31 protein-coding genes, 1 tRNA gene and 1 pseudogene are annotated in these 24,169 nt (G+C 65.8%); 9 read left to right on the top strand and 24 right to left on the bottom strand.

Going from position 1 to position 24,169, the window contains the following annotated elements; translation table 11 throughout:
* Together KUG43_RS01590 and KUG43_RS01595 are read left to right on the top strand one after the other, a co-directional pair.
* Positions 1–341, top strand: a pseudogene (locus KUG43_RS01590) (photosystem II q(b) protein); the annotation flags it as partial.
* A gap of 30 nt (positions 342–371) precedes the next feature.
* On the top strand, positions 372–575 hold the full coding sequence (locus KUG43_RS01595) for a pentapeptide repeat-containing protein (RefSeq protein ID WP_216905539.1): 204 nt from the start codon (positions 372–374) through the stop codon (positions 573–575).
* 10 nt (positions 576–585) lie between these two features.
* Here KUG43_RS01595 and KUG43_RS01600 read toward each other — a convergent pair whose 3' ends face one another.
* Entirely contained in the window at positions 586–924 is a 339-nt protein-coding gene (locus KUG43_RS01600; RefSeq protein ID WP_216905386.1) for a PilZ domain-containing protein, read from the bottom strand.
* 317 nt (positions 925–1,241) lie between these two features.
* On the opposite strand from KUG43_RS01600, the gene KUG43_RS01605 reads away from it, so the two are divergent.
* On the top strand, positions 1,242–1,409 hold the full coding sequence (locus KUG43_RS01605) for a hypothetical protein (protein WP_216905387.1): 168 nt from the start codon (positions 1,242–1,244) through the stop codon (positions 1,407–1,409).
* A gap of 78 nt (positions 1,410–1,487) precedes the next feature.
* Here the strand turns inward: KUG43_RS01605 and KUG43_RS01610 are convergent, their stop codons facing one another.
* From KUG43_RS01610 to KUG43_RS01630, 5 genes are read right to left on the bottom strand one after another with little or no spacing between them, the layout of a single operon-like run.
* The gene (locus tag KUG43_RS01610) at positions 1,488–2,000 is read right to left on the bottom strand and encodes a hypothetical protein (RefSeq protein ID WP_216905388.1); all 513 of its coding nucleotides are present in this window, start codon (positions 1,998–2,000) and stop codon (positions 1,488–1,490) included.
* 44 nt (positions 2,001–2,044) lie between these two features.
* Positions 2,045–3,010 carry a histone deacetylase family protein gene (locus tag KUG43_RS01615; RefSeq protein WP_216905389.1) on the bottom strand — a complete coding sequence of 322 codons (966 nt, stop codon included), beginning with the start codon at positions 3,008–3,010 and terminating at the stop codon, positions 2,045–2,047.
* Positions 3,010–3,636, bottom strand: coding sequence for a DUF3598 family protein (locus KUG43_RS01620; RefSeq protein WP_216905390.1), 627 nt, complete (start codon positions 3,634–3,636; stop codon positions 3,010–3,012). The genes KUG43_RS01615 and KUG43_RS01620 overlap by 1 nt, the downstream gene beginning before the upstream one ends.
* Before the next feature lie 56 nt (positions 3,637–3,692).
* Complete coding sequence (gene arsJ / locus KUG43_RS01625; protein ID WP_216905391.1) at positions 3,693–4,976, bottom strand: organoarsenical effux MFS transporter ArsJ; 1,284 nt, start codon at positions 4,974–4,976, stop codon at positions 3,693–3,695.
* A gap of 7 nt (positions 4,977–4,983) precedes the next feature.
* Positions 4,984–6,024, bottom strand: coding sequence for an ArsJ-associated glyceraldehyde-3-phosphate dehydrogenase (locus KUG43_RS01630; protein ID WP_216905392.1), 1,041 nt, complete (start codon positions 6,022–6,024; stop codon positions 4,984–4,986).
* Between the two features lie 53 nt (positions 6,025–6,077).
* Here KUG43_RS01630 and KUG43_RS01635 point away from each other — a divergent pair, with 53 nt between their 5' ends.
* Both KUG43_RS01635 and KUG43_RS01640 read left to right on the top strand, forming a co-directional pair.
* Positions 6,078–6,431: an ArsR/SmtB family transcription factor gene (locus KUG43_RS01635; RefSeq protein ID WP_216905394.1), complete on the top strand. Its 354-nt coding sequence runs from the start codon at positions 6,078–6,080 to the stop codon at positions 6,429–6,431.
* A gap of 44 nt (positions 6,432–6,475) precedes the next feature.
* Entirely contained in the window at positions 6,476–6,880 is a 405-nt protein-coding gene (locus tag KUG43_RS01640; protein ID WP_216905396.1) for a YccF domain-containing protein, read from the top strand.
* A 40-nt stretch (positions 6,881–6,920) separates the two neighbouring features.
* Here the strand turns inward: KUG43_RS01640 and KUG43_RS01645 are convergent, their stop codons facing one another.
* Positions 6,921–8,066 (bottom strand): hypothetical protein, encoded by a 1,146-nt coding sequence (locus KUG43_RS01645; protein WP_216905398.1) that lies wholly within the window; start codon positions 8,064–8,066, stop codon positions 6,921–6,923.
* Positions 8,067–8,102: 36 nt separating this feature from the next.
* Positions 8,103–10,163 carry an MAC/perforin domain-containing protein gene (locus KUG43_RS01650; RefSeq protein WP_216905400.1) on the bottom strand — a complete coding sequence of 687 codons (2,061 nt, stop codon included), beginning with the start codon at positions 10,161–10,163 and terminating at the stop codon, positions 8,103–8,105.
* A gap of 352 nt (positions 10,164–10,515) precedes the next feature.
* On the opposite strand from KUG43_RS01650, the gene KUG43_RS01655 reads away from it, so the two are divergent.
* Entirely contained in the window at positions 10,516–10,746 is a 231-nt protein-coding gene (locus tag KUG43_RS01655; RefSeq protein WP_216905402.1) for a hypothetical protein, read from the top strand.
* Positions 10,747–10,984: 238 nt separating this feature from the next.
* On the opposite strand, the gene KUG43_RS01660 is transcribed toward KUG43_RS01655, so the two are convergent.
* From KUG43_RS01660 to KUG43_RS01670, 3 genes are all read right to left on the bottom strand, one after another.
* Positions 10,985–11,407, bottom strand: coding sequence for a type II toxin-antitoxin system VapC family toxin (locus KUG43_RS01660; RefSeq protein WP_216905404.1), 423 nt, complete (start codon positions 11,405–11,407; stop codon positions 10,985–10,987).
* A 13-nt stretch (positions 11,408–11,420) separates the two neighbouring features.
* Entirely contained in the window at positions 11,421–11,732 is a 312-nt protein-coding gene (locus KUG43_RS01665) for an AbrB/MazE/SpoVT family DNA-binding domain-containing protein (RefSeq protein ID WP_286194302.1), read from the bottom strand.
* Positions 11,733–11,828: 96 nt separating this feature from the next.
* Positions 11,829–11,902: transfer RNA gene (locus KUG43_RS01670), tRNA-Arg, on the bottom strand.
* An 83-nt stretch (positions 11,903–11,985) separates the two neighbouring features.
* On the opposite strand from KUG43_RS01670, the gene KUG43_RS01675 reads away from it, so the two are divergent.
* Entirely contained in the window at positions 11,986–12,894 is a 909-nt protein-coding gene (locus KUG43_RS01675) for a hypothetical protein (RefSeq protein ID WP_216905416.1), read from the top strand.
* Positions 12,895–12,898: 4 nt separating this feature from the next.
* Here the strand turns inward: KUG43_RS01675 and KUG43_RS01680 are convergent, their stop codons facing one another.
* Both KUG43_RS01680 and rsmI read right to left on the bottom strand, forming a co-directional pair.
* Positions 12,899–13,138, bottom strand: a complete 240-nt coding sequence (locus tag KUG43_RS01680) for a hypothetical protein (RefSeq protein WP_216905541.1) — start codon at positions 13,136–13,138, stop codon at positions 12,899–12,901.
* Positions 13,138–14,016: a 16S rRNA (cytidine(1402)-2'-O)-methyltransferase gene (gene rsmI / locus KUG43_RS01685; protein ID WP_353617899.1), complete on the bottom strand. Its 879-nt coding sequence runs from the start codon at positions 14,014–14,016 to the stop codon at positions 13,138–13,140. The genes KUG43_RS01680 and rsmI overlap by 1 nt, the downstream gene beginning before the upstream one ends.
* Before the next feature lie 32 nt (positions 14,017–14,048).
* Between rsmI and KUG43_RS01690 the strand changes: the two genes are divergently transcribed.
* Positions 14,049–14,984: a 3'(2'),5'-bisphosphate nucleotidase CysQ gene (locus KUG43_RS01690; RefSeq protein ID WP_216905420.1), complete on the top strand. Its 936-nt coding sequence runs from the start codon at positions 14,049–14,051 to the stop codon at positions 14,982–14,984.
* A 16-nt stretch (positions 14,985–15,000) separates the two neighbouring features.
* On the opposite strand, the gene KUG43_RS01695 is transcribed toward KUG43_RS01690, so the two are convergent.
* The 6 genes from KUG43_RS01695 to rseP form a co-directional block, all read right to left on the bottom strand.
* Positions 15,001–15,417 carry a type II toxin-antitoxin system VapC family toxin gene (locus KUG43_RS01695; protein WP_216905422.1) on the bottom strand — a complete coding sequence of 139 codons (417 nt, stop codon included), beginning with the start codon at positions 15,415–15,417 and terminating at the stop codon, positions 15,001–15,003.
* Positions 15,411–15,653: a type II toxin-antitoxin system Phd/YefM family antitoxin gene (locus tag KUG43_RS01700; RefSeq protein WP_216905424.1), complete on the bottom strand. Its 243-nt coding sequence runs from the start codon at positions 15,651–15,653 to the stop codon at positions 15,411–15,413. The genes KUG43_RS01695 and KUG43_RS01700 overlap by 7 nt, the downstream gene beginning before the upstream one ends.
* 53 nt (positions 15,654–15,706) lie before the next feature.
* Positions 15,707–17,836 (bottom strand): polyribonucleotide nucleotidyltransferase, encoded by a 2,130-nt coding sequence (locus KUG43_RS01705; RefSeq protein ID WP_216905426.1) that lies wholly within the window; start codon positions 17,834–17,836, stop codon positions 15,707–15,709.
* Positions 17,837–17,967: 131 nt separating this feature from the next.
* Positions 17,968–18,270 (bottom strand): 30S ribosomal protein S14, encoded by a 303-nt coding sequence (gene rpsN, locus KUG43_RS01710; RefSeq protein ID WP_216905428.1) that lies wholly within the window; start codon positions 18,268–18,270, stop codon positions 17,968–17,970.
* Positions 18,271–18,305: 35 nt separating this feature from the next.
* The gene (nth, locus tag KUG43_RS01715; RefSeq protein ID WP_216905430.1) at positions 18,306–18,956 is read right to left on the bottom strand and encodes an endonuclease III; all 651 of its coding nucleotides are present in this window, start codon (positions 18,954–18,956) and stop codon (positions 18,306–18,308) included.
* A gap of 1 nt (position 18,957) precedes the next feature.
* Positions 18,958–20,046, bottom strand: a complete 1,089-nt coding sequence (gene rseP / locus KUG43_RS01720) for an RIP metalloprotease RseP (protein ID WP_216905433.1) — start codon at positions 20,044–20,046, stop codon at positions 18,958–18,960.
* Positions 20,047–20,187: 141 nt separating this feature from the next.
* Here rseP and KUG43_RS01725 point away from each other — a divergent pair, with 141 nt between their 5' ends.
* A complete protein-coding gene (locus tag KUG43_RS01725; protein ID WP_216905435.1) occupies positions 20,188–20,583 on the top strand; it encodes a PilZ domain-containing protein in 396 nt (131 codons plus the stop codon).
* Here KUG43_RS01725 and serS read toward each other — a convergent pair.
* The 5 genes from serS to KUG43_RS01750 are packed head-to-tail and all read right to left on the bottom strand — an operon-like array spanning position 20,580 to position 24,165.
* Complete coding sequence (serS, locus tag KUG43_RS01730) at positions 20,580–21,872, bottom strand: serine--tRNA ligase (protein ID WP_216905437.1); 1,293 nt, start codon at positions 21,870–21,872, stop codon at positions 20,580–20,582. The two genes, KUG43_RS01725 and serS, sit on opposite strands and share 4 nt — an antisense overlap.
* A 26-nt stretch (positions 21,873–21,898) precedes the next feature.
* Positions 21,899–22,429, bottom strand: coding sequence for a hypothetical protein (locus KUG43_RS01735; RefSeq protein WP_216905445.1), 531 nt, complete (start codon positions 22,427–22,429; stop codon positions 21,899–21,901).
* An 11-nt stretch (positions 22,430–22,440) separates the two neighbouring features.
* Positions 22,441–22,980, bottom strand: coding sequence for a PulJ/GspJ family protein (locus KUG43_RS01740; protein ID WP_216905447.1), 540 nt, complete (start codon positions 22,978–22,980; stop codon positions 22,441–22,443).
* Positions 22,981–22,984: 4 nt separating this feature from the next.
* Positions 22,985–23,572, bottom strand: coding sequence for a pilus assembly FimT family protein (locus tag KUG43_RS01745; RefSeq protein ID WP_216905449.1), 588 nt, complete (start codon positions 23,570–23,572; stop codon positions 22,985–22,987).
* Entirely contained in the window at positions 23,572–24,165 is a 594-nt protein-coding gene (locus tag KUG43_RS01750; protein WP_216905451.1) for a prepilin-type N-terminal cleavage/methylation domain-containing protein, read from the bottom strand. The genes KUG43_RS01745 and KUG43_RS01750 overlap by 1 nt, the downstream gene beginning before the upstream one ends.
* Positions 24,166–24,169: the final 4 nt, after the last annotated feature.

The following is a 24,169-nucleotide window of genomic DNA, read 5'->3' on the forward strand; positions in this document are numbered from 1 at the left end:
ACATCGTGGCTGCCCACGGTTACTTCGGTCGCCTGATCTTCCAGTACGCCTCGTTCAACAACAGCCGCAGCCTCCACTTCTTCCTGGCGGCCTGGCCCGTGATCGGCATCTGGTTCACCGCCCTGGGCGTGAGCACGATGGCCTTCAACCTGAACGGCTTCAACTTCAACCAGTCGATCCTCGACGGTCAGGGCCGGGTGATCAACACCTGGGCCGACGTGCTCAACCGTGCCGGTCTGGGCATGGAAGTGATGCACGAGCGCAATGCGCACAACTTCCCGCTCGACCTGGCGGCTGCCAGCGCCACTCCTGTGGCCCTGACCGCCCCGGCCATCGGCTGATCCAATCCTGCTCTCTGAGTTTTTCACCCCCTGCGCGAGCAGGGGGTTTTTTATGGTCGTCCGCCATCATGCGCCAGGTGCTGTGGTGCCAATTTCACCGGCGCGTGTTTGTCGTTGGCGGATCTCAGGGGCGCCAGGCTCGACGGGGCCGACTTCAGCGAGGCTGACCTGTGCCAGAGGCGCCATGATGGCCCCTTTCCGGTCAAGGGCAGTGGAGCCGCCGTCGACGCTTGAGGGGGTTGTCTCAGGAGACGAGCCTGGTCATGGAGTCCTCCGACAGCGACGAACTCAGGAAGGAAAGCCCCAATTGGATGCTGAATCCCGTTGACCTCACCCAGCGCACCTTGCAGCGCAGTCTGATCGTCGAGCCGGAGTCGTAATCGCGGGCCTCGAAGATGACGTTGTCGTCCGTCTGGATGTCAAGACCGCCCATACGCATCACACAGGCTCCCTTCTCGCTGACGTCGCGGAGATTGACAAACACTGACTGCTTTGAGGGCAGGGTGAGGCTGACGGAGACACCGACGGGCACAAGAAGCCTTGGGGTGCTTCGTTTCCCCTCGGGATGCTGGTCTTGGGACATGAATGGCGCAACAGGCCCTTTCCGTGGAGAGAATCGAGAGCCTCGAGCAACTGTAGGTCTGGGATTTTTTCTGGCCACCATCTGATTGCTGGGGGGTTCTGATCCGGCCCGGGTGGAGCAGCACGAAGATCGGTTAGGGTTATGAGCTCCTGCAGAAGCCGGCGAACCTGTTGTTCGCCTTCGCCGGAGCCAGCACCGAGCCGCCCCGCGCTTCCTGGGGACGGTCCACCAGGTCCAGCAATGGCTGCCGTGTGCGATTCCCCGCGTGGGAACGGCAGCACCCCGGTGCGAGATCCATATTCCTTGTGTCCTTTCCCATGAACACCCTCTCCAGGCGTCCGTCGCCTTCGACCCGCCCCAGTGCCTCCCCCGCCGTCTCCGGCCGGGGCACCGCCTATCCCAGCTGTCTGCTGGTGGCCAGGCCGCCGCGCCACGACCCTTCCCAGCACCCCCTCACCTGGGAGGACCTGCTGGGCCGCCGCTGACCCCGACCCAGAACAGAAAAAGGCCCGCCCGGTTTGATAACCGTGGCGGGCCCCATAGTGTCACTGGCGACATGGTTCTCAATCGTCGTCGTCATCCCAGTCGCGGCGCCGCTCAAACCCGTAGGCACGCCCTTGGGGTGTCACCAGCACCCTCTTGTTGTCCTTGCGGGAGTCTCGCCAGCGGTCGCGGGCCTCTTTGGCCGCTCTGGCCTGGGCGGCCCGCACCCGAGGTGCGTAGACATTGCGATACCAGTCGTCACGGACGAATTGCACCGGCACGTTGCAGGCCTGATAAACGCCGCAGTAGCGGCCCCAGTCCCGGGCCTGATTCATGGGCACCCGCAGGTAGACCGGCTGGGTGGCGGCCTGGGTCCAGCCGTCGCGTCGCCTGGAGTCGGGCCTGACAATCACCGGCCTGAAGCCGTACACGGGCGGCGGGGCCAGGTTGCCCAGGTTGATCGGGCCGAAGTAGCCGGGCTGGCCCAGTTGCAGGGTCAGGGAGGTCTGGGCCTGGACCGGGGCGTAGACGATGCCGGCGCCACAGGCCACCACCAGGGCGGCATGGAGCAGGCGGGAAGAACGGCTGATCATGGTGGAAGCTCCGTTGCCCACCAAGCCAAACGCTTCCAGATGACTCACTCCTTACCGGCGTAGGGGCCATCTGTGACCGGACATGACAGCTCCATCCCGGTGGCGTGGATCCGAGCCAGGGCATCGGCGGCGCGCACCACCAGGGTGTGCCGCTCCACCAGGGTGGGCAGGTGGTCGTAGCCACCACCGATCACCGTGGCCACCGGGATGCGGCGGCGCAGGGCGGCGTCGATCACCAGCCAGTCCCGCCGGTGCAGACCGTCATCACTCAGGTCCAGCCGGCCGAGGCGGTCGTCCCGGTGCGGATCGACGCCGGCGTTGTAGAGGACAAGGTCGGGCCGGACCTGCTCCAGCAGATCCGGCAAGGCGTGCTGCAGGGCCCGCAGGTAGGCGTCATCCGCCACGCCGTCCTCGAGGGCCAGGTCGTGATCACTCACCTGTTTGTGCAGGGGGAAATTGCTGGCCCCATGCATCGAGAAGGTGAACACCCGGGGGTCTGCGGCGAAGATCGCAGCCGTGCCGTCCCCCTGGTGCACGTCCAGATCCACCACCAGCACCTGGCGCACCCGGCCCTCGGCCAGCAGCACCCGGGCCGCCACGGCGAGGTCGTTGAAGATGCAGAAGCCACTGCCATGCAGCGGGAAGGCGTGGTGGGTGCCGCCCGCCAGATGGCAGGCCAGGCCGTGGCGCAGGGCCAGCCGGGCCGTCAGCAGCGTGCCCCCCACCGCCAGCCAGCTGCGTCGCACCAGGGGCCAGGACACGGGCAGTCCGATGCGGCGCAGCTCCTGCCGGCTGAGCAGACCACGGGCGAAGGCCTCGTGGTAACAGCGGCCATGCACCAGTTCCAGCCAGCGGCGTGGCACCGGCAGGGGCTGGTGGATCTGTCCGGGGGCGGCGAGTTCGAGCTGCTCGAGTCGTTCCTTCAGCAGCCGGAACTTCTGCATCGGGAAGCGATGGCCATCGGGCAGGGGGACCGAATAGGCCGGGTGATACACCAGCGGCGGGCCCATCAGTCGGCAGCCAGGGGCTCCAGCAGGCCGTAGGGGGAGTAACGGCGCTCGATCCGGCAGCCCACGTTGGCGTCCACCTGCCAGCTGAGCGACACCTGCACGGGCCCCGGCTGGCTGGGGTGATGAACGATCAGCACCTCCACGTTGCCGTCCATGCTCCAGCGGGTGGTGGTGGCACCGTCCGCCTCGATGGCCTCCAGGCTGGCCACCAGCGGCGCATCCGGGCCGGCATCTGGGACGCCCGGCCGCCATTCCCTGGCGTAGGTGAGGCTCTCCAGGCTGTCCACGCCATGGCGCAGCACGATCCGGCGACGGCGGTCGCCGCGGGCGACGCAGAGTTCGGCGATCCATGGCCAGGGACCGGTGCGATCGATGCCCAGGCTCCAGTGGCCGGCGGTGCTGATCTGCATGGCCGCCGGCGGCTCGCTGAAGCGCATCGGCACCGTGCGCCCGGAGGCGAGGTAAGTGAGGGCGGCCTCGATCGTGCCGTCCTGGTCGGTGACCAGCAGGCGGGTGGGAAACCGGTCGATCTCGCGGCCGTCGGGGCCCAGGCGGGTGAACAGGCCCTCCCAGCAGCCGCCGTTCACCTCCAGCAACCTCTGGCGCGGTGGGGCGCTCAACGTCATGGCAGGCAGGGGAGGGTGCTCCAGCATGGCGAAACCAACCCGGCCAGCGGGGCGGCTCAGCCGGCGGCCAGGGGGCTGGGCTGGGCCTGCCGCGGCGGTGCCGGCAGCCGGGTGCTCACCAGCCACGCGAGCCCCACCAGCAGGGCCGAGCTCCACAGGCAGGCCTGCAGGCCCCCCACCAGGAACAGGGCACCCGAGAGCACCGTGCCCAGCAAGCGGCCAGCGGCATTGGCCATGTAATAGAAGCCGACGTTCATGCTCACCGATTCGGCATCGGTGTAGGCCAGGATCATGTAGCTGTGGATTGAGGAATTCATGGCGAACACCACACCGAAGGCCGCCAGTCCCAGCACCACCGCCACACCGGGATTCCCCACCTCGCGCCAAAGGGTGATGGCGATCAGGGCCGGAATGGCGGTGAGCAGTCCGCTCCAGAAGGTCACGGCGGAGACGCCCGGCGGAGCGCTCTGGCCCCAGCTGCGCCGCAGGGCCGGAGCCGACCCCTGCACCACGCCGTAGCCCATCACCCACAGGCCCATGAAGCCGCCCACTTCCCAGTAGCGCCAACCGAGGCTGGTCTGCAGGAACACCGGCAGGGCCACGACGAACCACACATCCCTGGCGCCGAAAAGAAAGAACCGGGCCAGCGAGATCCCATTGATGCCGCGGGATTTGGAGAACAGCGCTGTGAAGGCGGGCTTCTGCTTCATCCGGCCGATGTCGCCGGGCAGCACAAGGGTGAACAGGAAAGCCAGGAACAGGCCGGCCGCCATGGCGCCAACGGCGGCATTGAAACCAATGGTGGCGAGCAACAGGCCGCCGAGGAAGAAGCCCACCCCCTTGAGGGCATTCTTGGAGCCGGTGAGGATCGCGACCCACTGGAACAACTGATTTTCGCCCTTGCTGTGGTCGTCAGGGGTTTCCGGAACCACGGATTTGATGGCACTTTTGGCGCTCATCTTGTTGAGATCCTTGGCGATGCCACTGAGCGCCTGGGCCACCATCACATAGGCGACGCTCCACCATTTCGGCCAACTGTCGGCGACGGGCACCAGCATCAACAGCGCCGCCACCTGCATCAGGGTGCCCGCCCAGAGCGTGACGCGCAGACCGAAGCGGGCCCCCAGCCAACCGCCGTAGAGGTTGGTGAGGATGCCGAAGAATTCGTAGAACAGAAACAGAAAGGCGATCTCCAGGGTGCTGTAGCCCAGCGAGCGGAAGTGGAACACCACCAGCATGCGCAGGGCACCGTCGGTGAGGGTGAAACACCAGTAGTTGGCCGTGACGACGCCGTACTGCTGCAGGGCCGTGAGCGAATGGCCGAATCCGGGCAGTTTCATGGCCCGATCACGCCCCCACGGGCCCATCCAGTCCGACCACATGGCAGGCGAGATCCGCCATCCGGCAGCTGTAGCCCCACTCGTTGTCGTACCAGGCGTACACCTTCAGCTGGGTGCCGCCCGTCACCATCGTGGAGAGGGCATCGACAATCGAACTGCGGCTGTCGTTGACGTAGTCGACCGACACCAGGGGCCGCTCCTCGTAGCCCAGGATGCCCAGCAGCGGGCCCGCCGCCGCCGCCGCGAAGGCGCCGTTCACCTCCTCCACCGTCACCGGGCGCTCCAGTTCGAACACCGCATCGGTGAGCGAGGCATTCAGCAGGGGCACGCGCACGGCATGGCCGTTGAGCTTGCCCTGCAGCTCGGGGAAGATCAGGCCGATGGCCTTGGCCGAGCCGGTGCTGGTGGGGATCAGGCTCTGCAGGCAGGAGCGGGAACGGCGCAGATCGCTCTTGAAGCTGTCGATCACCACCTGGGTGTTGGTGACATCGTGCAGGGTGGTGATCGAGCCGTGGCGAATGCCGAAGCTCTCGTGCACCACCTTCACCACCGGCGCCAGGCAGTTGGTGGTGCAGGAGGCGGCGGTGAGGATCCGGTGCCGTTCCGGCACGTAGGTGCTGTGGTTGATGCCGAAGACGATGTTGGGAATCTCCACGCCGTCCAGGTCCCCTTTGACGGGACATGCCACGATCACTCGCTTCACGCCGCTCTGGAGCAGGTAGGGGGCGAGGGCCTCGGAGGTCTTGACCTTGCCGCTGCACTCGAGCACCAGCTCCACCCCCGCCGCCTGCCAGGGCACCAGCACCGGATCGCTCTGCTGCGACCAGCCCACCCGCGAATCGTCCACCATGAAGCCCCCGCCGTCGGCTTCGGCCATCACCGCCCGGCTCCAGCGGCCGTGCACCGAGTCGAACGTCAGCAGGTGGGCGGCGCCGGCGGCGTCCCCGGCGCTGTCATTAACGTGAACCAGCTCGAGGCCCGGCCGCCCCCAGAGGGCGCGGAACACCAGACGACCGATCCGCCCGAACCCGTTGATGCCGATCCTCACAGCGCCCGCCGCGACAGGTCCGTACCCTCGCATCAAACAGAGTTGATCGATTTATGGCCGGGTTAAGGACCACCGCTTCTGAGCCGATCGCCTGCGCCTCGGCCCCCCTGGAGGCCGAGGAGGCGCGCCTGCTGCTGCGGGCCCTGGCCGATCCGATCCGCCTGCAGGTGATCGAGGCCCTGGGCGGCGGCGAGCGCTGCGTCTGCGACCTCACCGCCGACCTGGGCCTGGCCCAGTCGAAGCTGTCGTTCCACCTCAAGGTGCTCAAGGAGACGGGCCTGTTGGCCGACCGCCAGAGCGGCCGCTGGGTGTACTACCGCCTGCAACCCGACGCCCTGGAGCGCCTGCGGGCCTGGCTCGCCACCCTGGCCGCCAGCTGCACCGCCCCGGCCGAGCCCTGCGGCTGAAGGCCCCAGCGGCGTCATGCTGGAGCGCAGCTCCGGCTCTCCCCATGCTGCGCTTCCTGCTCAACGTTCTCTGGTTCGTGCTCGGGGGCTTCGTGATGGGCCTGGGCTGGTGGCTGGCCGGCCTGGTGGCGGCGGTCACGATCGTGGGGATCCCCTGGGCCCGGGCCTGCTTCGTGATCGGCAATTTCTCCTTCTGGCCGTTCGGCTACGAGGCCGTCAGCCGCCGGGAGCTCACCGGCCGCATGGACTTCGGCACCGGTCCGCTGGGGCTGGTCGGCAACGTGATCTGGTTCCTGCTGGCCGGCTGGTGGCTGGCGATCGGCCATCTCAGTGCCGCGGTGGCCTGTTTCGTGACGATCGTGGGCATCCCCTTCGGCATCCAGCACATCAAGCTGGCCCTGATCGCCCTGGCCCCGATCGGGATGCAGGTGGTGCCTGTGCGGCGCTAAGGGAGGGTCAAGGCCACGGAGCCCTTGGTCGGATCGAGGGTTACCCCCCCTGCTCGTTCTGGGGGTTGCTGGTTCCTCCCCCCGATTCTGAATGCTCTGGATCCGCCGTTCCTGGTTGTTCTGGATCGGTCGGTGGAGGATCGGTCGATTCGGTCGATGTGGGGTCTTTCCATGGGTCCGCCCATCGGATATCCACGAATGACTCGACAGCAGCAAGTTGCTTAGCAGCCTCTTGAAAGACCGCTTGGGTTTTCGTGAGTGTGTCAACGCGTTTCCCTAGTTGATCTAGCAATGCAGCGGCTCCTCTGCCTTCAATACTCTGGGTTCTTGAATTATACGGAATGACAGCTAAAACTTCTTTTCCAGAACGAACAGTGAGCGTGCCAAAGCCAAAAGCACTCTTCGCTTTATCAAATTTCCCATCATTGACGGTTACATCCGGATCTGGAATGCCCGCTTGCTTAAGCATGGAGGGAAGATCTGTGACGGGAAATGATGGATTGCCGGAACTAGGGGTACGTTCCAGGACGGCAGTATACAGTTTGCCAACGGTGTCTTGATTCAGTTCTTTTTTGATGTCACTGGATAGCTTCTGGTCATCCCCAATAGTCTTCCCCAAGGCGCCAATCATGCTTTCCATTCTGGCGTCAGAGATCAATGAGGATTGTCTGGCGAAGCTGGCAGGAACAGCCGCAGGCCTTCCGTCGGCGATCCACTGCTCAGACACGGCATCCATCACGCTGTCGAACACTTCACCTTGTGAAGCATTTTTGCCTCCCTCGATCTCCCCTACCCGTAAACCTCCTGCTGTAAAAATTCCACTAAGTTGCTCGTCGAGAGGTTCCTCTATGAGATCAAGATCATTAAAAAGATTAGATAGATCGCGCCGCTCATCTAAAAAGGTGCTCAAAGTCCCGATAGCTGCCTGCTCCGAAGAATCTGCGTCTGGGTTCGCATATCTATTGAGCCATTCAATAGCTCTACCAAGGTCATCGTTTGAGATGAGCCCGTCTTGTGCGGTTAGCGTGAGGATGTCGGTGTCGTTGTTGTTGTTTTGCTCAGATACAGGTACAAGCTGGATGCCTTCAGCATTCTCGGATGTTGTATCGGCAGGAGATAGGTAGATTGTGACATTGTCAGAAAACGCGTGCCTGATCTCAGCGAGGAAACGTTCTGAGCTGATCATGATGGATGATACTCGTCGGGATGGGTTTTCTCAGGGTTATTTCGAGGCGCCGATTACTGAACTGAGACTCACAGGCTCAACTGTAAATTGAAGCGTTGGAGAAATTGATAGATAAAATTGATTCGGCTTCCCCGTTAGCGTGACGGATGAAGGGGTGGCCTGGGTCGGGATAGTAATCGCCTCAAAATCTAGGCTCGGTGATTGTGGCTTCCACTCTTCTCCTCCCCCTGGAATATGAGGGTCTGTAGGGATTATCTTGTAGGAGATGGTACTGTAGGTTCCAGTGAATGTGATGTTGTTACTGTGGGTCAAGAGAACGGCCTTGGGCAGACCTCCATTGAAATTGAGCGTGAAGACGGAAGGATTAGCAGCTGAGGGTTGCATGTTGGCTTTTGGGATAAGGGAGCCCGAATCCACGGAAATGCATATTTCTCCCCAAGTCACTTCAACTCCAGCCTGGGGGTGACCCTCTACTAAGCTATACCCTGGTGGCTGGAAAGTGAGTTCAAATGTCATATAAGCGGCTGGACGATCCTGTAGCTGGACAAACGCGTAACTCTGGATAGCATCATGGACACGATCGCGAATCTGCAACACAATCTTCGGGTCATGGTAAAAAGGTGGGCCCATAAGTTGCGAGATGGGCCGCAGGTCCAGGTAGATGGGAACCTTGGGGTCGCCCTTTGGTTCTCCGCCTTCACAACTGGCGCCCCCACTACAGATGTAGTGTTCATCGCTGTCTTGCACAATGCTTGCGAAGCTGCTTTGCATTTGATTGTCGGTCTCGTTGGAGGAGCCACCACCGATGGAGCCACCTGACCCCATGACCTTGACTTTTGCATTCGCTTCCCAGGCTTGGGAATAATTCACACCTTTCTCCACCATCTGGCTCATCTGATCCTCGGAAAAGCGGTATGTGCCCGAACCTTGGCTACCGTAAGTAAGTGCATACGCATAATGCGTGCCCCAAGTTTCAATAAAATCAGTCAGCATTTGGTCTGACAGCGTGCCGGCCTCCAAGCCATCCAGTAAAAATCCAATCGCTTCCTTGAAATTGCCGGATAAAGGTAGGTCAATCTTGTTAACCACTACAGCGTATTCAATGTGACTATATTGACTCTGGGTGAACGCGGTCTTATTCGCCTGCATGCTGTTGAACTTCGTCATATCCGAGTTGGAGCTGTTGTAGCTGAATGACGCTTCAACATCAACAAAACCGTAGCTGACGTCAACAGAGCCTGAGACGTTAAAGCCAGTGGATCGCTTCATCGCGTTCATGAGATCGCGACTCGTGCTGATCATGGTTGTCACAGTGTCATCATTGCTGTAATCTGTGAGGTCGAAATACCAGCCCCAAGGTAGGGACAGCGCTCCTGTTGCTTTCCACCAATTTCTGGAGGACCTTGATGGCAAAGCAAATATGTCAGGCCTGTCAGTATATTGATGCTGATAGTCAAGATAGGGCAGCTTCTTGACATTCCAGCTTCCGGTCAGATAGTAGAGCGGTTCGAAATGTTCCTGAGCTGTGAAGGAGCTGCCCCAAGGTGTAATGTCAGGATCGTGAAGTTCGTCCGGAGTCGGAACCTTCAAGCGATAACAGGTGAGGGGGTTGTTGCCTGAGGGAAGATCTGGGTAATGGTCAGTTTCGCTGATGTCCGTTCCGCTGGAGTCAGTCTTGGTGATCAAAAAGCCTAGCACTTCGCCGCAGGCCGGGTCATTGAACGACAGAATGGTCGTGCCTGGGCTCGGCTTGACTCCGCTGTCGCTGCGGAGGATGTCAACCTTGTACTTGGCAGTCAGCCATTTACCTTTAGTGCCATCCTTGCCATCGCGAAAGCGCGGACCTGGAATGAGAGTAAGTTGACCCAATAGGCGCCCATCTGAGACGATAAACTTCTTGCCATTGTCTTCAATGAAGGCGTAGTATGGATAGGATTCATACGTGCCGTGTTTTGATATATCAACGTCTGGGATGTCGAGTTTTTCGGGTTCCGCCTTGTAGTCGCGTATGGCATGGCGATATTGTTGATAAACTTTGCCAGCAGGGAAGTAGCCATCGTCCGCTTGGGACTGACCTTGCGCAGGACCTGTTGTCATTGACGCCTATTGGATAAATCATGACAACTATGCTGTGAACTTCTGTGGCCTTTCTATCGTTGTTGTGAGTTGTAACGGATTAATGAGCCGTTTTGGGCTGCTCCCGGCAGCGCTCCTCTTCCTGTGCTGTGTCTCGATCGTTTTGTAGTGGAGGCCGCAGACAAAAACCACCCCAGTCTCGGCGAAGTGTTCTTCCGGTACAGAGAGTGTGCGCGGCCAGCAGGAGCGAATCGGCACTAACTTCTCTCCGGCATCTTCAACCAGAGGCGCTGCCGCTGGCCCTAATGCTGCAAGCGATCACGGCATTTACTTCGAGCGCATGTTGTAGACGAAGGCTTCTCTTAAGTCGTAAGTGCAGGCGGATGGCGACCTGCTGCGCAGCTCGTTTGTCTGGCTCAATCCCGATGCTCCTGTGTGGCACCCGGCCGCGGCCTCCATCAACCGCAACTGGCTGCTCAACGAGGCCCTCCTGGTCGGCTCCCTTGATCTGCTTCTGGCTTCATCGGAGGCCAAGCTGTTTCTGAGCTCTGAGCTTCGATCGGTGCATGGAACCCTGTTCTGGCTTCCCCAGCCAGCAGATTGACCGCCCCAGCCGAAAGGGGGAAGATGCCGTCGTCTCTGAAGGCGCCGGCCGGCTGCTCCGCTAGTTGAACGGCAAAGGGGGGGCGCCAGCGGATGGTTTTGGCGTTCGCGCCGGTCACTCAGGATGGCGCGTTCACCCCAAGGGGCAAACCAGACAACACGAATCGCCCTCAGGGACTACGACGCCTGGGACTTCGCGAGCGTCTTCTGCCTGGCCTGCAGGTGGTGCTGGTGAGTCGCTAGTCCAGAGCTGGAGCCAGGCCAAGGGCGGCGGCGGCCTGCCGCATCCGCCCGTCGAAGCTGGCCAGCTGGGAGCAACGGCTGTGCAGGGCCACCGCCAGGTGCAGGGCATCACCGGCGCGCAGTCTGAGCGAGGGATCCTGCAGCAGCTCAGCGGCCTGGCGGAATCGGTCCCGGTCGAGTGAGCGCATTTCCACCCCGCCCTGCAACAGGCGCTCGAAATGTTCGCTGGCGGCCCTGCGGGCTTCCGGGCTGAGGCCCTGGTGGCGCTGCTTGAGGCCCAGGGCGCTGTGGGTTTCGGTGATCAGCCAGTCGCTGCTGATCAGGGTGTCGCGGCACCGCTCCAGCCATTCCAGCGCCCGTGGGCTGGACGCTTCCGGGGTCAGCAGGGCGACCACGACGCTGGTGTCCAGGTAGATCACGGCGGGCCCGGTCTCACCAGCGCTCCTGGTCCCGGCACGCTTCGATCACCGAAGGGGTGATCGGCATGGTGGCCTGCAGCTGGCGCAGGTCGGCGGCCAGCGCTCGGCGGTCCAGCCGTTGCAGGGGCTCCAGGCTCAGCCGGCCGTCGGCTCCGACGACGATCTCGATCCGGTCACCTTCCCGCAGGCCAGCCTGACGCAGGCACTCGGCCGGGATCCGGACAGCCAGGCTGTTGCCCCAGCGGCGGATCGACTGCTGGAAGTGCCGGACAGGATCCTGCTGTCGTCGACTGGGTTGGGGTTGATTGGACTGGGGCAGCGTCAAGGCGTCCAGCTCGGCCGTTGCCGACAGGCTGTAGATACGTGACTCTACATCAGCTGGCTGGGCTTTGTGTCCCAGCCCCCCACCCGTTTCTGCCAACGCCCCCTGATGGATTCGAACCATCGACCGGCTGCTTAGAAGGCAGCTGCTCTATCCAGCTGAGCTAAGGGAGCACGGAGCGCATTGTGGCAGCGTTCCGGGGCCAGGCCACTCCAGTAGCCACCCGTACAGTGGGAAACCGCGCTTGAACCGTTCCATGGCCGCCACCCGGCTCAGCGACAGCCAGAAAACCGAACTGGTTGGGCGCTTCCGGGAGGGTTCCAGCAGCCAGGAGCTGGCGGACACCTACGGCTGCAGCCCCAACACGGTCATCCGGGTGGTGCGCACGGAGCTGGGGGATGAGGCGTACGAGCGACTCAAGGCCGAGCGCTCGCGCCGGCGCAGTCGGTCGGCGGTGGAGGCCGCCGAGACCCCGGAGGCCCTGCAGACGGCCCTGGAGATCAGCAGCCCAGAACCCGCCCCAGAGCCGCCGGCCCACGAACCCACCCCGGAACTCACGGAGGCCCTTGCCAGCGAGGAGCCCGAGCCTGAGCCCGACATGGCGCCCACGCCCGCACCGGTTCGCAAGGTCCTGCCCGATCCCCCCCGCCGCCTGTCCGTGCAAGCCCCGGTGAGGGCTGAGGTGGAGGCGGAGGACGGCCCCGCCGTGCTCGCCATTGAGGATGCCGACGATTTCGGTGCCGATGACGACGACCTGCTGACCAGCGACGACAGCGACGACGAGGAGATCAACCCGTTCCAGCCGATCCCCGTGGTGTTGCTCGACGACGGAGCCACGGCCGCTGGTGAGGGGCGGCTCCAGCCCCTGGTGGCCGCCGCGCTGCCCGCCAGCGCCTACATGCTGGTCGACAAGACGGTGGAGCTGCAGGCGCGGCCGCTGAGCGAGTTTCCCGAGCTGGGCCGGCTTCCGGACGCCGAGCTGGAGCGCCAGGCCCTGGTGGTGTTCCTCAACCCCCGCCAGGCCAAACGCCAGTGCGGCCGCACCCAGCGGGTGATCAAGGTGCCCGACCTCAAGGTGTTTGAACTCACGGCCCCCTACCTGCTGGCCCAGGGCATCAGCCGGGTGGTGATCGAGGGAGCCCTCTACGCCCTGCCGGGCAGCTGAGGCTTCAGCCCTCGTCGGCGGGGGCGTTGCCGGGCAGCAGCAGGGCCGCGCTGGCGCCGCCGCTGATCACCCCCAGCACCAGGGCCACGCCCACGATGAAACCGGCCGGCAACGGGGCGCTGCGGGCGAAGCCGAAGCGCAGCTGGGGCCGCTCCTCCAGGTTCTGGGCCCCCAGGCAGAGCAGGGCCAGCAGCAGGCTGCCGCCCAGCAGGCTGCCGCACAGGAGGCGCAGGCGCAGGAGCATCACGGCGTCGCAGGGGGAGGGGAGCAGTCTGCCGGTTCCTGGTGCAGCAGGGCGTAAAGGGCTCGGCGGCTGTGTCCGCTGCTGATCGCCAGGCTGCGGGCGGCCTCCCGGTTGCTGAGGCCGCCCCGCACCAGCTCATCAAGGGCGCGGCGCAGGGCGGTTTCGTCCCAGGCGGGGGTCGCCGCCGGCGGGGCACCGCCCAGCACCAGGGTGCATTCCCCCTGGGGCGGGGTGCGTTGGAAGTGCGCCAGGGCCGCCGCCACGCTGGGGCCCACCTGTTCCTCGTGGCGCTTGGTGAGCTCCCGGGCCACCTGCAGGGGCCGGTCGCCGAGCACCGCCAGCAGGTCTTCGAGCAGGGCCAGCAGCCGGTGGGGGGCTTCGAACAGCACAATGGTGCGCTCCTCGCCGGCCAGGGCCTCGAGCCGCTGGCGCCGGGGCCCACCCTTCGGTGGCAGGAACCCCTCGAAGCAGAAGCGGCCCGAGGGCAGGCCGCTGCTCACCAGGGCGGTGGTGACGGCACTGGGGCCGGGGATGCAGATCACCTGGCGGCCGGCGGCGCGGGCGGCGGCCGCCAGCTCCTGGCCGGGATCCGACACCCCCGGCAGGCCGGCATCGCTGATCAGGGCGATCGCTTCGCCCGCCTCCAGGGCCGCCAGCAGCTGGGGGATGCGGGCCGTCTGGTTGTGCTGGTGGAAGCTCAGCAACGGCACCCGCAGGCCGAGGTGGTGCAGCAGAAGACCGCTGCGGCGGGTGTCCTCGCAGGCGACCCGGCTGACCCCCGCCAACACGCGCCGGGCCCGGGGGGAGAGGTCGTCGAGGTTGCCGATGGGGGTGCCCACCAGATAGAGAACGCCGGCGGCGGGTTCCTGCTCCTGCACCGGTTCCTGCACAATGCCTGTTTCCCGCTTCCATGATGCCGTCTCCCTTCGCCCTGCCCGACGGCATCGGCTGTGAACCGCTGCTGGTGGAGCTGCGCCGGCTGGCCTGGGGCGCGGCCGACATCCTGCGGGCCTATGCTCGCGGCGAAGTGCCCCCCTACGGCTTTCCGCCGGCCCTGAGCGTCGACCATGGCGGCGAGGGGCCCGTGTCGGCGGCGGATCTGGCGGTGAACCGCTGGCTGCTGGATGGCCTGGCGGCGGCCTTCCCGGCCGCCGGCTGGACCCTGTTGAGTGAGGAGACCGCCGCCGAGGTGCTGGTGCCGGGCCGGCCGCTGGACGCCGAATGGCTGTGGATCCTCGATCCCCTCGACGGCACCAAGGATTTTCTGCAGGGCACCGGCGAGTACGCCGTCCATCTGGCCCTGGTGCACGGCCAGCGTCCCGTGCTGGGGGTGGTGCTGCTGCCGGAGCCGGAGGAGCTCTGGTTTGGACTGCTGGGCGCCGGGGGGGCCGGGACTGGGGCGGGGGAGGCCTGGCGGGAGAACCGGGCGGGTGAGTGTTTCGCCCCTGCCCTGAGCGGCCGCAGCGAGGAGCTGGTGCTGGTGGCCAGCCGCAACCATCGCGACGACCGCCTGGAGCAGCTGCTGGCCGACCTGCGGCCCGCCCGCAGCCTGGCGATCGGCAGTGTCGGCGGCAAGGTGGCCACGATCCTGCGGGGCGAGGCCGACCTCTACATCTCCCTGTCGGGGCGCAGTGCCCCGAAGGACTGGGACATGGCGGCCCCGGAAGCGGTCCTGCGGGCCGCCGGTGGCGGCTTCGACCATGCCGACGGCCAGCCACTTCTCTACAACACGGGCGATGTACGCCAGGCGGGCTGCCTGATCGCCAGCCATGGCCCGGCCCATGCCGCGATCTGCCGCCGTGCCGCTGAAGCGATGGCGAGGATCGATCCCGGCTTTGCCGTGTGAGCGGGAGCCCGCCGATTCAGCAGGCGAGCAGCTCCAGCCCGCAGGCCCGTGCGGCCGCCAGAAGCGCGTTGTCGCGACTGGCCAGGGGCAGACCTGCACGCATCGCCAGTTCCAGATAGGCCGCGTCGTAGCAGGTGAGGCCGTGCTGCGCCGCCAGGCTCAACACGTCGTGCCAGACGATGTGCGGATCGGCAGGATCAATCTCCAGGTTGAGTTGAACCACCAGGGCAAGGAAGTGGCTCCGATCCGCCGCGGTGATCCGGCCGCGCCGTTCGGCCATCAGCAACACGTTGCCCAGCTCCCAGAGAAACAGCCCCGGAACGCAGAGTGCGCACTCCGGCAATCGGGCCAGGAGCGCCTCCGAAGCCGCCGTGCGCTCGTCTTCAAAACACCAGGCGCACACGGCTGAAACGTCAGGGACGAAGCTCAGCACCTGCGGCCTTCGTCCCGCAACGCAGCGATGGAGAGGCCGTTGAGTCGCCGGCCCGTTGCGAAGCTGCGCAGACGGGCGATGGCCTCGAGTCGCCGCTCACGCCCATCCGAGTCGACCGGGACCAGCCGTGCCAGTGGTTTGCCGTGGCGGGTGATCAGGATCTCCTCGCCGCCGGCCACCTCTTCCAGCAGGCTGGAGAGGTGGGTCTTGGCTTCGAAGGCACCGACTGTTTTCACCGCCAGCTTTCAACCAGTTGCCAACCAGTTTAGGGGCGATGACGCCGCGCTGATCAGACCGCCGCCGGCTCCTGCTGCTCCACGCCCCGCAGGGTCAGGTTGATGCGGCCGCGGTTGTCGATCTCCCGCACCCGCACCGTCACCTGGTCGCCGACGTTGACGACGTCTTCGACCTTCTCGACCCGCGATTCCGACAGCTGGGAGATGTGGATCATCCCCTCCTTGCCGGGCAGGATCTCCACGAAGGCACCGATCGGGATCACCCGGGTGACCGAACCGTTGAAGACTTCCCCTTCGCTGACGCGACGGGTGAGGCCCTCGATGATGCGCTGGGCCTCTTCGGCGGCGGCGCCGTCATGGCTGGCGATCGTGACGATGCCGCCGTCCTCGATGTCGATCTTGGTGTTGGTGCGCTCGGTGATGCCCTTGATGGTGCGGCCGCCGGGGCCGATCACGGTGCCGATCAGTTCCGGATCGATGCGGAAGCTGAGCAGGCGCGGGGCGTGGGGGGAGAGGGTGTCGCGGGGCTTGTCGATGGCCTCGAGCATCTTGCCGAGGATGTGCAGCCGGGCCGGGCGGGCCTGGTTGATCGCTTCGGCGACGGTCTTGATCGCCAGGCCGCTGATCTTCATGTCCATCTGCAGGGCGGTGATGCCCTTCTCGGTACCGGCCACCTTGAAATCCATGTCGCCGAGGAAGTCCTCGATGCCCTGGATGTCGGTGAGGATGCGCACCTCGTCGCCTTCCTTGATCAGACCCATGGCGGCGCCGCTCACGGGGGCGGCCAGGGGCACGCCGGCATCCATCAGGGCCAGGGTGCTGCCGCACACCGAACCCATCGAGGTGGAGCCGTTGGAGCTGAGGCACTCTGACACCACGCGCAGCACGTAGGGGAAGCTCTCCTTCGAGGGCAGCACCGGAATCAGGGCCCGCTCGGCCAGGGCGCCGTGGCCGATCTCGCGGCGACCGGGGGAGCGCATCGGCCGGGTCTCACCCACCGAGTAGGGAGGGAAGTTGTAGTGGTGCAGGTAGGTCTTCTCGCTGATGGGGTTGAGATCGTCCATCTCCTGGGCATCGCTCGGGGTGCCGAGGGTGGCGCAGGAGAGCACCTGGGTGAGCCCACGCTGGAACAGGCCCGAGCCATGCACGCGCTTGGGCAGCACGCTCACGGCCGCCTGAATCGGGCGCACCTCATCGAGGTTGCGGCCATCCACCCGCTTGCCTTCGACAACGATCTGCTGACGCATCAGCTTTTTGGTGAGGCTCTTGTAGGAGTTGCCCAGCAACTTGCTGTTGCTGCTCACAGCCACCTTGATCGGATCCTCCCCGTTTAGGGCGGCGATCTTCTCGCCCACCTCGGCCTTGATGGCGTCGAGCTTCTCGTCCCGTTCGGCCTTGGTCTGCTCGAAGTGCTTGAGCACCTCACTGATGCCCTGGGCGCATTCCTTCTCCAGGAAGCTGGGCAGGGTGGGATCGTCGCTGCGCTCTTCCGGCAGAACCTGCTCGATGCCCAGCTCCTTGAGCAGGGCCAGCTGGGCGCGGATCAGCTCGCCCACGGCTTCGTAGCCGAAATCGATCGCCTCGATCACGTCCTGTTCGGGCAGCTGGTTGGCACCCGCTTCCACCATCACCACGCCGGAGGGCGTGCCGGCCACCACCAGATCCAGTTCGCTGCGTTCGATCTCGCGGAAGCTGGGGTTGAGCACGAAGTCGTCACCCAGCAGGCCCACCCGCACGGCGGCCATCGGGCCCATGAAGGGGATCTTGGCCAGCAGGGTGGCCATCGAGGCGCCGGTGACGGCGAGCACATCGGGCGGGACCCGCTCATCCAGGGACATGCAGGTGGCGACGATCTGAAGGTCGTCGCGCAGCCAGCCCGGGAACAGGGGCCGCATCGGCCGGTCGATCAGGCGACAGGTGAGGATGGCCCGCTCGGGGGGGCGGGCCTCACGACGGAAGAAACTGCCGGGGATGCGCCCGGCGGCGTAGAGACGCTCTTCGTAATCGCAGATCAGGGGCAGGAAATCGATGCCCTCCCGGCCTTTCGAGCGGGTGGCGGTGACCAGGATCGACGTATCGCCGCATTCCACCATTACCGAGCCCCCGGCCTGGGGCGCAAATCGGCCGCTGGTCAGCCGGATCTCCCGACCATCGAAGGAGATCGACTGAGTGTGTCCTTGCACTGGGCGTTATGTCCGTTTTGTTGTCACGCACCATTCTCGCATCCGCCCCCGCCCGGCCATGAAGAAGGCGCCCTTGTGGGGCGCCTGCTGCGACCGAAAGCCGTTGCGGTGAAAGGGCCGAAGCCCCCGGCTCACCAGCTGGACTTGACCACGCCGGGGAGTTCACCCTTATGGGCCCGCTCGCGCAGCTGGTTGCGGCAGAGACCGAAATCGCGGTAGTAGCCGCGGGGCTTGCCGGTGGCCCAGCAACGGTTGCGGATGCGGTTGGGGGCGCTGTTGCGGGGCAGCGACTGCAGCTTGCGGTGAATCTCCAGGCGCTCCATCGGATCGCCGGCCGCATCGAAGGCCTCCTTGAGGGCGGCACGGCGCGTCGCGAAACGCTCCACGATCTTGCGGCGCTTGACGTCACGCGCGATCATCGACTTCTTCGCCATGCGGCCGGAGGAGGGGGAAACTTCAGCCTGTCACCTTACCTCTTGGCCGGATGGCTGGGGCAGAGGTCGGCGAGGCCGCAGCCCTGACAGCGGGGTTTGCGGGCCCCACAGACGGCCCGGCCGTGGAAGATCAGCCGGATCGAGAGGGTTTCCCATTCGGGCCTGGGCACCAGCTTCATCAGGTCGGGTTCGATCCGCTTCGGGTCGGTGTGGCGGGTGAGCCCGAGCCGGTGGGCCAGCCGCTTCACGTGGGTGTCCACCGTGACGCCGGCGTTGATGCCGAAGGCGTGGGCCAGCACCACATTGGCGGTCTTGCGGGCCACCCCCGGCAGGGGCAGCAGCTCCTGCATCGAGGCGGGCACGGCGCCGCCGTGGTGTTCCATCAGCAGCCGCGAGGCGGCCACGATGTGCTTCGCCTTGTTGCGGTAGAAGCCGGTGGACTGCACGTAGGGTTCCACCGCCTCACTCTCGACGGCGGCGGCGGCGGCGGCATCGGGGAAGCGCTCGAACAGGGCCGGCGTGACCTTGTTGACCCGCTCGTCGGTGCACTGGGCCGAGAGCATGGTGGCCACCAGCAGCTCCCAGGGGGTGCGCCAGTCGAGGGAGCAGGTGGCGTCGGGATAGAGCTCGCCGAGCCGCTCAAGGATCAGCGGCGCCCGGGTCCGGGGGCTGGGAAAGCGGGGCACCTCAGCGGCTGAGCAGCTGCTGGATGGCGGGCAGCTGGCTGGTGTCCTTGACGATCAGCACCAGGGAGAGGCCCACCAGGAAGACGAAGCCCGACTGCATGAAGGCCATCTGGTAGCGGTCGGCCAGGGGGCGGCCCCGCAGAGCTTCGAGAAGGAGCAGGGCGAACTGGCCGCCGTCGAGCAGGGGCAGGGGCAGGGCGTTGAGCACCGCCAGGTTGATCGAGATCAGGGCGGTGAACAGGAACAGGCTGCTGCCCCCCTGGCTGGCCAGGGACGCCCCCATCTCAACGATCTTCACCGGGCCCGACACCTGGGGGGCGGTTTCGCCGAAGTGGGTGATCAGGGTGCCGAAGCCTTCCACGGTGCGGCGGGTGAGGGCCACGAAGTCGTGGTTGGCCTGCAGGATCGGCTCGATCGGGCTGGTGGCGGCTCGGAAGGATTCGCTGCCGTTGGGCTGCAGCTGGGCGCCGATGCGGCCGATGCCGCCGCTGTCGCTTGGGGTGAGGGGCAGGGTGACCGTCGTGCCGTTGCGGTCGGCCTGCAGGCGCAGGGTGCGGCCGGGGGCGTCCTTGATGCGGCCCACCAGGGCCATCACGGCCTCCTGGCCGCCGGCCAGCGGCGTGCCATCCACCGCCACAATGCGGTCGCCGGGCTGGAGGCCGGAGCCCGCAGCCGCCTGGCCGGGCTGCACGGCGGCCACCACCACGCCGGGGGTGGCGCTGAAGCCGGAGGGGATGCCCAGCACCAACCCCTGGGCCAGCAGCACACTCCAGGCCAGCAGCAGGTTGGCGATCACGCCGGCGGCGATCACCAGGGCCCGCTGGGCCAGGGGCCGGTTGCGCATCAGGTCGGGATCATCGGCGGGGATGGTGCTGTCCTCCTCGTCGTCGGGGAAGGACACAAAGCCCCCCAGGGGGATGGCCCGCAGGGCGAACAGCACGCCGCGCCGCCGCCGCTGGATCAGGGCCGGACCGAAGCCGATCGAGAAGCCACTGACGCGGATGCCCTGCCAGGTGGCGGCGAAGAAGTGGCCGGCCTCGTGCACCAGGATCAGGCCCGCCAGGATCGCCAACGCCGTCAGTACACCCATTCCGTCTCCCGGTTCCGTTGGCCTCATTCTGCGGGAACCACCCCGGCACTGCGGTGGGGGGAGCACCGGCTGCGGCAGCACCGGCCATGACACTGGCGACCTGCCCGGATAGTCTGTGCGAATTGATCGGGTGGCGATTGCGTGTCTGAGGATCGGCTGCAAAACGCCCCCGACGGTGAACCGAACGCTGGGGACCTGAGACAGTCCCTGCGGCATTCCCTACCGCCGGGTGTTTCCGCAAGTCTGAGAACCCTTTCAGGTCGGCTTGCCTATGTCACCGTGACGGATCTCAGCCGTTCTGGAGCCTGCGTGATCCGTCGCGGCGGGATCGAACTGGATCCCAACGAAAATGTTGTTCTCGATTTCTCCGATGGCGAGTTGAACCTCGATCTTTCGGTTCCTTCCCAGGTGCAATGGGTCAAGGAGAAGAACTACAACACCGAAATCGGACTGCGCTTCCTGACGGGGCCGCTGTTGCCCGGAACCATGCTTGACCAGTACCTCGACCAGCCGCTGGCTGCCCGGGAGGGCTCCTAGGGGGAGCCGGCAACCAGTCGGTCCGCACCGACGTAGGCAACAAGCGCCTGCGGCAGCCTCACGCTTCCGTCCGCCTGCTGGCCGGCCTCCAGCAGGGCCGCCATGGTGCGGCCCACGGCCAGGCCACTGCCGTTGAGGGTGTGCAGCAGGCGGGTCTGCTTGCCGTCCCGGAAACGGATCGAGGCCCGGCGGGCCTGGAAATCGCCGCAGGTGCTGCAGCTGGAGATTTCCCGGTAGGTGCCGGCCCCCGCCAGCCACACCTCCAGGTCGTAGGTGCGAACGGCGGAGAAGCCCAGATCGCCGGTGCACAGCTCCAGGCGCCGGTAGGGCAGCTCCAGAGCCTCGAGGATCGCTTCGGCATCCAAGGTGAGCTGCTCGTGGGCCGCTTCCGAGTCCTCGGGGCGGCAGAACCAGTAGAGCTCCACCTTGTTGAACTGGTGCAGGCGGATCAGGCCCCGGGTGTCGCGGCCATAGGAGCCGGCCTCACGGCGGAAGCAGGGGGTGTAGGCGGCGTACTTCAGCGGCAGCTGCTCGGCGCTGAGCACCTCACCGCGGTGCAGGGAGGTGAGCGGCACCTCGGCGGTGGGGGTGAGCCAGAGGTCGTCCTCGGCGCAGCGGAAGCTTTCCTCGGCGAACTTCGGCAGCTGGCCGGAGGCGGTGAGGCTGGCGGTGTTGACCAGGATCGGCGGCAGCACCTCGGTGTAGCCGCGCTTGGCATGGTGATCGAGCATGAAGCTGATCAGGGCCCGCTCCAGCCTTGCCCCCTGGCCCAGCAGGGTCACGAAACGGCTCTGGGCGATGCGCACCGAGCGCTCGGTGTCAACGATGCCCAGCCGCTCAGCGATCTGCCAATGCTCCTGGAGCTGCTCGCCGCCGGCGGGGAGTCGCGGCGTGCCCCAGCGCTTCAGCTCGACGTTGTCCGCCTCGCTGCGGCCGGTGGGGCAGAGGGGCGAGGGCAGGTTGGGCAACACCATCAGCTGCTCCAGCAGCTGCGCCTCGATCCCCTTCTCCTGCTCCTCCAGCGCCGCCACCTGCTGCTTGATGCGGTTGCCCTGCTCCCGCAGTTCTTTCACCTCCTCGCCGCCGGGGGCGGCTCCGGCCCTGATCCGCTCGCCCACCTCGCGGCCGATGCGGTTGCCTTCCGCCTGCAGCTCGCTGCGTTGCTGCTCCAGGTCGCGGGCCTGCAGGGCCAGTTGCTGCAGGCCGGAAAGGTCGGTGGCCAGGCCGCGCCGCGCCAGGGGGGCGGTGATCAGCGTCGGGTCGTTGCGCAGCAGGCGCTGATCCAGCACGGGAAGCCCATCGTCTTGGGGGCAGCCTACGGACCAGGCGTTCGCTCCAGCACCTGGCGATCGCAGAGGCTGTAGGCCTGGGCGGCGGTGGGCATCAGATCCATGCCGTTGCGGATCTCCGGCGGCAACAGCCGCTCCAGTTCCGCCAGCGCGGCGTCGTAGGTCTGCTGGGCGGTGCGGACCGCCTCGCTCCCGGGGGCATAGCGCTTGGAGGCCACCATCAGGGGCTTGGCGGCGTTGGTCAGGCGGGCCGAGGCCGACCGCACGTCGTCCTGGTGCAACAGGCAGTAGCGGTAGCGATCGATCGGCGCCGCAGGTGGCGGAGCCGCCGCCACCACTGGGGGGGGGGACGGGGCCGGCGGATTCTTCAGCTCCTCAATGGCCGCGTCGAGGCAGGCGGCATTGCGTTGCAAGGCCTGCTCGGGGGTGGCGGCGCTTTCGGCCTGACTGCGGCAGGCAGCCCGCTGCTCGGCGCTCACCACCACCGGGGTCCGCTGGCAGCCGATCAGCAGCAGGGGCAGCAGCAGAGCCAGCAGGGCAGCAGGCGGACGGCGCATCAGAAGGGCGTTCAGGGGTAGCTGGACGTGCGCGAGCGGCTGGAGCTGGACAGCCCGGTGAAGGACGCTCCCAGGGCATCGCTGAGGGCCAGGGTGTAGGCGGGCTCGCGGCTGTTGGTGATCGTGGGGGCGAAGGCCTCCACGTTGGTGAGCAGCACCGAAGCGACGTTGGCGGTGCCGGGGGTGAGATTCAAGGTGCCGTTGTCGTTGATCGGCGGGCCTGTCCTTGTGATGGTTCGTGACCCGGCGTCAAAGGCGTAGGTGATCGTCTGACCGCCCGCGAGCGTGAGGGTGAGGGAGGTGCCGGAAACAGCCGTTGCCGAGGCGGATTCGGTGATCTCCGTTTCGAGCAGATGGTTGATGCGACCCCAGTGGTCCTGCAGGCGCCGGACCGATTCCTGCTGAGCGGAGACCCGGATCTGGGTCACCATCACATTGCTGCCGGTGGCGAAGATCACGCCCGTTATCACCGAGGCGATCAGCAATTCGACCAGGGTGAAGCCCCGGTGCCCATGGGGGCGGCGTCGGTGGCGGGTGTTGCGGTGGTTCATGGCTTCAGAGGGTTCCGCCGTAGCTGTTGTCGGGGCAGGTGCCATCGCTGGAGTTGCTGGCGCCGACGCTGATCAGGCCGAGGCCTTCGGAGATGCGGACGCAACGCTTGGGTCCGGTGGTGCCTGCCAGGGAGATCTCGATCACGAGTGGGTTGGCGAGCTGGGTGTTGGAGGCTGCGGCGTTGACCGTGCCGCGGGGGGTGAACTTGAAGCTGGTGCTGCCGCCCGGGGCAATCACATAGGTGGAGGAGCCCATGGTTCCGCTGATCTGGAGCGGCTGGCCGGTCAGGCAGTTGTTGGCGATGGATGGATTGGCCACAACAGCGTTGGAGAGCAGTTCGGACGCGGTGCCGAGGGTGGCGCCGGCCGCCAGGCTGCCGCCGCTGATGCTCACCTGGCAGGCATTGCCTTTGAGTGAGGTGCGCCGCACCGTTTCCAGCCAGCCGGCCAGTTCAGTCGCCACCGCGTTCACCCGCTCGCGGCGCCATTCATTGCCGGAGGCGGAGATTCCAACGGCAGAGAGGATGCCCACGGCCGCCACGACCATGGTGAGTTCGATCAGGCTGAAACCGGCATTGGAGGGGTGTTTCATCAGGGGCACCAGGCGACGGTGGTGGGAACGAGGGTGACCCGGCGCAGAACTTCACCGCTCGTGCTGTTGGTGTAGGTGATCGTGTAGCGGTGCAGGTTGCGCGTGACGTTGGTACCGAATTCGCTGATGGTCTGCTGTCCCTGGTTGTTGGGGTTGATGGTGTAAGCGATGCCGGCCGTTGTCAGGTTTGAGGGAGCGGAGCCGATATCGGCCACCAGCTGGGTGATCAGACTCGTGGAGTTGCACAGGGCCTCAAAGCTGTTGCCGGCGGTGCTGTTGCCCGTGGCGGCCGTGGAGGTGGGTGAGGGGAAGAAGTCGTTCTTGCCGAGCTCCACGGTTCCGAGGCTGGTGCAGGTGCCGGAGCTGCAGGTGTAGCGGTCGTTGTGCCGCCGCACCCGGGCCAGATCCGTGTCCACCAGGGCTTGCTGGCGATAGCGCGCCGTCGCCGCCGCAGAACTGCGGTTGGACTCCACGAAGAGGACGGAGGTGCCGGTGAGGGCCAGCACCAGCAGCACCGATGACACCATCAGTTCCACCAGGGAGAAGCCGTTGGCCGGGCGGCGACGCTTGGCGGTGGGAGGGGAACGTTTCACGGCG

The sequence above is a fragment of the Synechococcus sp. CCY 0621 genome (assembly GCF_019038465.1).
In the GTDB taxonomy this organism is placed as follows: Bacteria; Cyanobacteriota; Cyanobacteriia; order PCC-6307; family Cyanobiaceae; genus Cyanobium.

What these genes read in the sequence shown, in the direction of transcription:
- KUG43_RS01605 (WP_216905387.1), top strand. Translation starts at nt 1,242, where the DNA reads ATGAACACCCTCTCCAGGCGTCCGTCGCCTTCGACCCGCCCCAGTGCC.
- KUG43_RS01610 (WP_216905388.1), bottom strand. Translation starts at nt 2,000, where the DNA reads ATGATCAGCCGTTCTTCCCGCCTGCTCCATGCCGCCCTGGTGGTGGCC.
- KUG43_RS01620 (WP_216905390.1), bottom strand. Translation starts at nt 3,636, where the DNA reads ATGACGTTGAGCGCCCCACCGCGCCAGAGGTTGCTGGAGGTGAACGGC.
- KUG43_RS01615 (WP_216905389.1), bottom strand. Translation starts at nt 3,010, where the DNA reads ATGGGCCCGCCGCTGGTGTATCACCCGGCCTATTCGGTCCCCCTGCCC.
- rpsN (WP_216905428.1), bottom strand. Translation starts at nt 18,270, where the DNA reads ATGGCGAAGAAGTCGATGATCGCGCGTGACGTCAAGCGCCGCAAGATC.
- KUG43_RS01650 (WP_216905400.1), bottom strand. Translation starts at nt 10,163, where the DNA reads ATGACAACAGGTCCTGCGCAAGGTCAGTCCCAAGCGGACGATGGCTAC.
- KUG43_RS01680 (WP_216905541.1), bottom strand. Translation starts at nt 13,138, where the DNA reads ATGCTCCTGCGCCTGCGCCTCCTGTGCGGCAGCCTGCTGGGCGGCAGC.
- KUG43_RS01635 (WP_216905394.1), top strand. Translation starts at nt 6,078, where the DNA reads ATGGCCGGGTTAAGGACCACCGCTTCTGAGCCGATCGCCTGCGCCTCG.
- arsJ (WP_216905391.1), bottom strand. Translation starts at nt 4,976, where the DNA reads ATGAAACTGCCCGGATTCGGCCATTCGCTCACGGCCCTGCAGCAGTAC.
- KUG43_RS01645 (WP_216905398.1), bottom strand. Translation starts at nt 8,066, where the DNA reads ATGATCAGCTCAGAACGTTTCCTCGCTGAGATCAGGCACGCGTTTTCT.
- KUG43_RS01675 (WP_216905416.1), top strand. Translation starts at nt 11,986, where the DNA reads ATGGCCGCCACCCGGCTCAGCGACAGCCAGAAAACCGAACTGGTTGGG.
- KUG43_RS01600 (WP_216905386.1), bottom strand. Translation starts at nt 924, where the DNA reads ATGTCCCAAGACCAGCATCCCGAGGGGAAACGAAGCACCCCAAGGCTT.
- KUG43_RS01640 (WP_216905396.1), top strand. Translation starts at nt 6,476, where the DNA reads ATGCTGCGCTTCCTGCTCAACGTTCTCTGGTTCGTGCTCGGGGGCTTC.
- rseP (WP_216905433.1), bottom strand. Translation starts at nt 20,046, where the DNA reads ATGGGTGTACTGACGGCGTTGGCGATCCTGGCGGGCCTGATCCTGGTG.
- KUG43_RS01745 (WP_216905449.1), bottom strand. Translation starts at nt 23,572, where the DNA reads ATGAAACACCCCTCCAATGCCGGTTTCAGCCTGATCGAACTCACCATG.
- KUG43_RS01735 (WP_216905445.1), bottom strand. Translation starts at nt 22,429, where the DNA reads ATGCGCCGTCCGCCTGCTGCCCTGCTGGCTCTGCTGCTGCCCCTGCTG.
- KUG43_RS01740 (WP_216905447.1), bottom strand. Translation starts at nt 22,980, where the DNA reads ATGAACCACCGCAACACCCGCCACCGACGCCGCCCCCATGGGCACCGG.
- KUG43_RS01690 (WP_216905420.1), top strand. Translation starts at nt 14,049, where the DNA reads ATGATGCCGTCTCCCTTCGCCCTGCCCGACGGCATCGGCTGTGAACCG.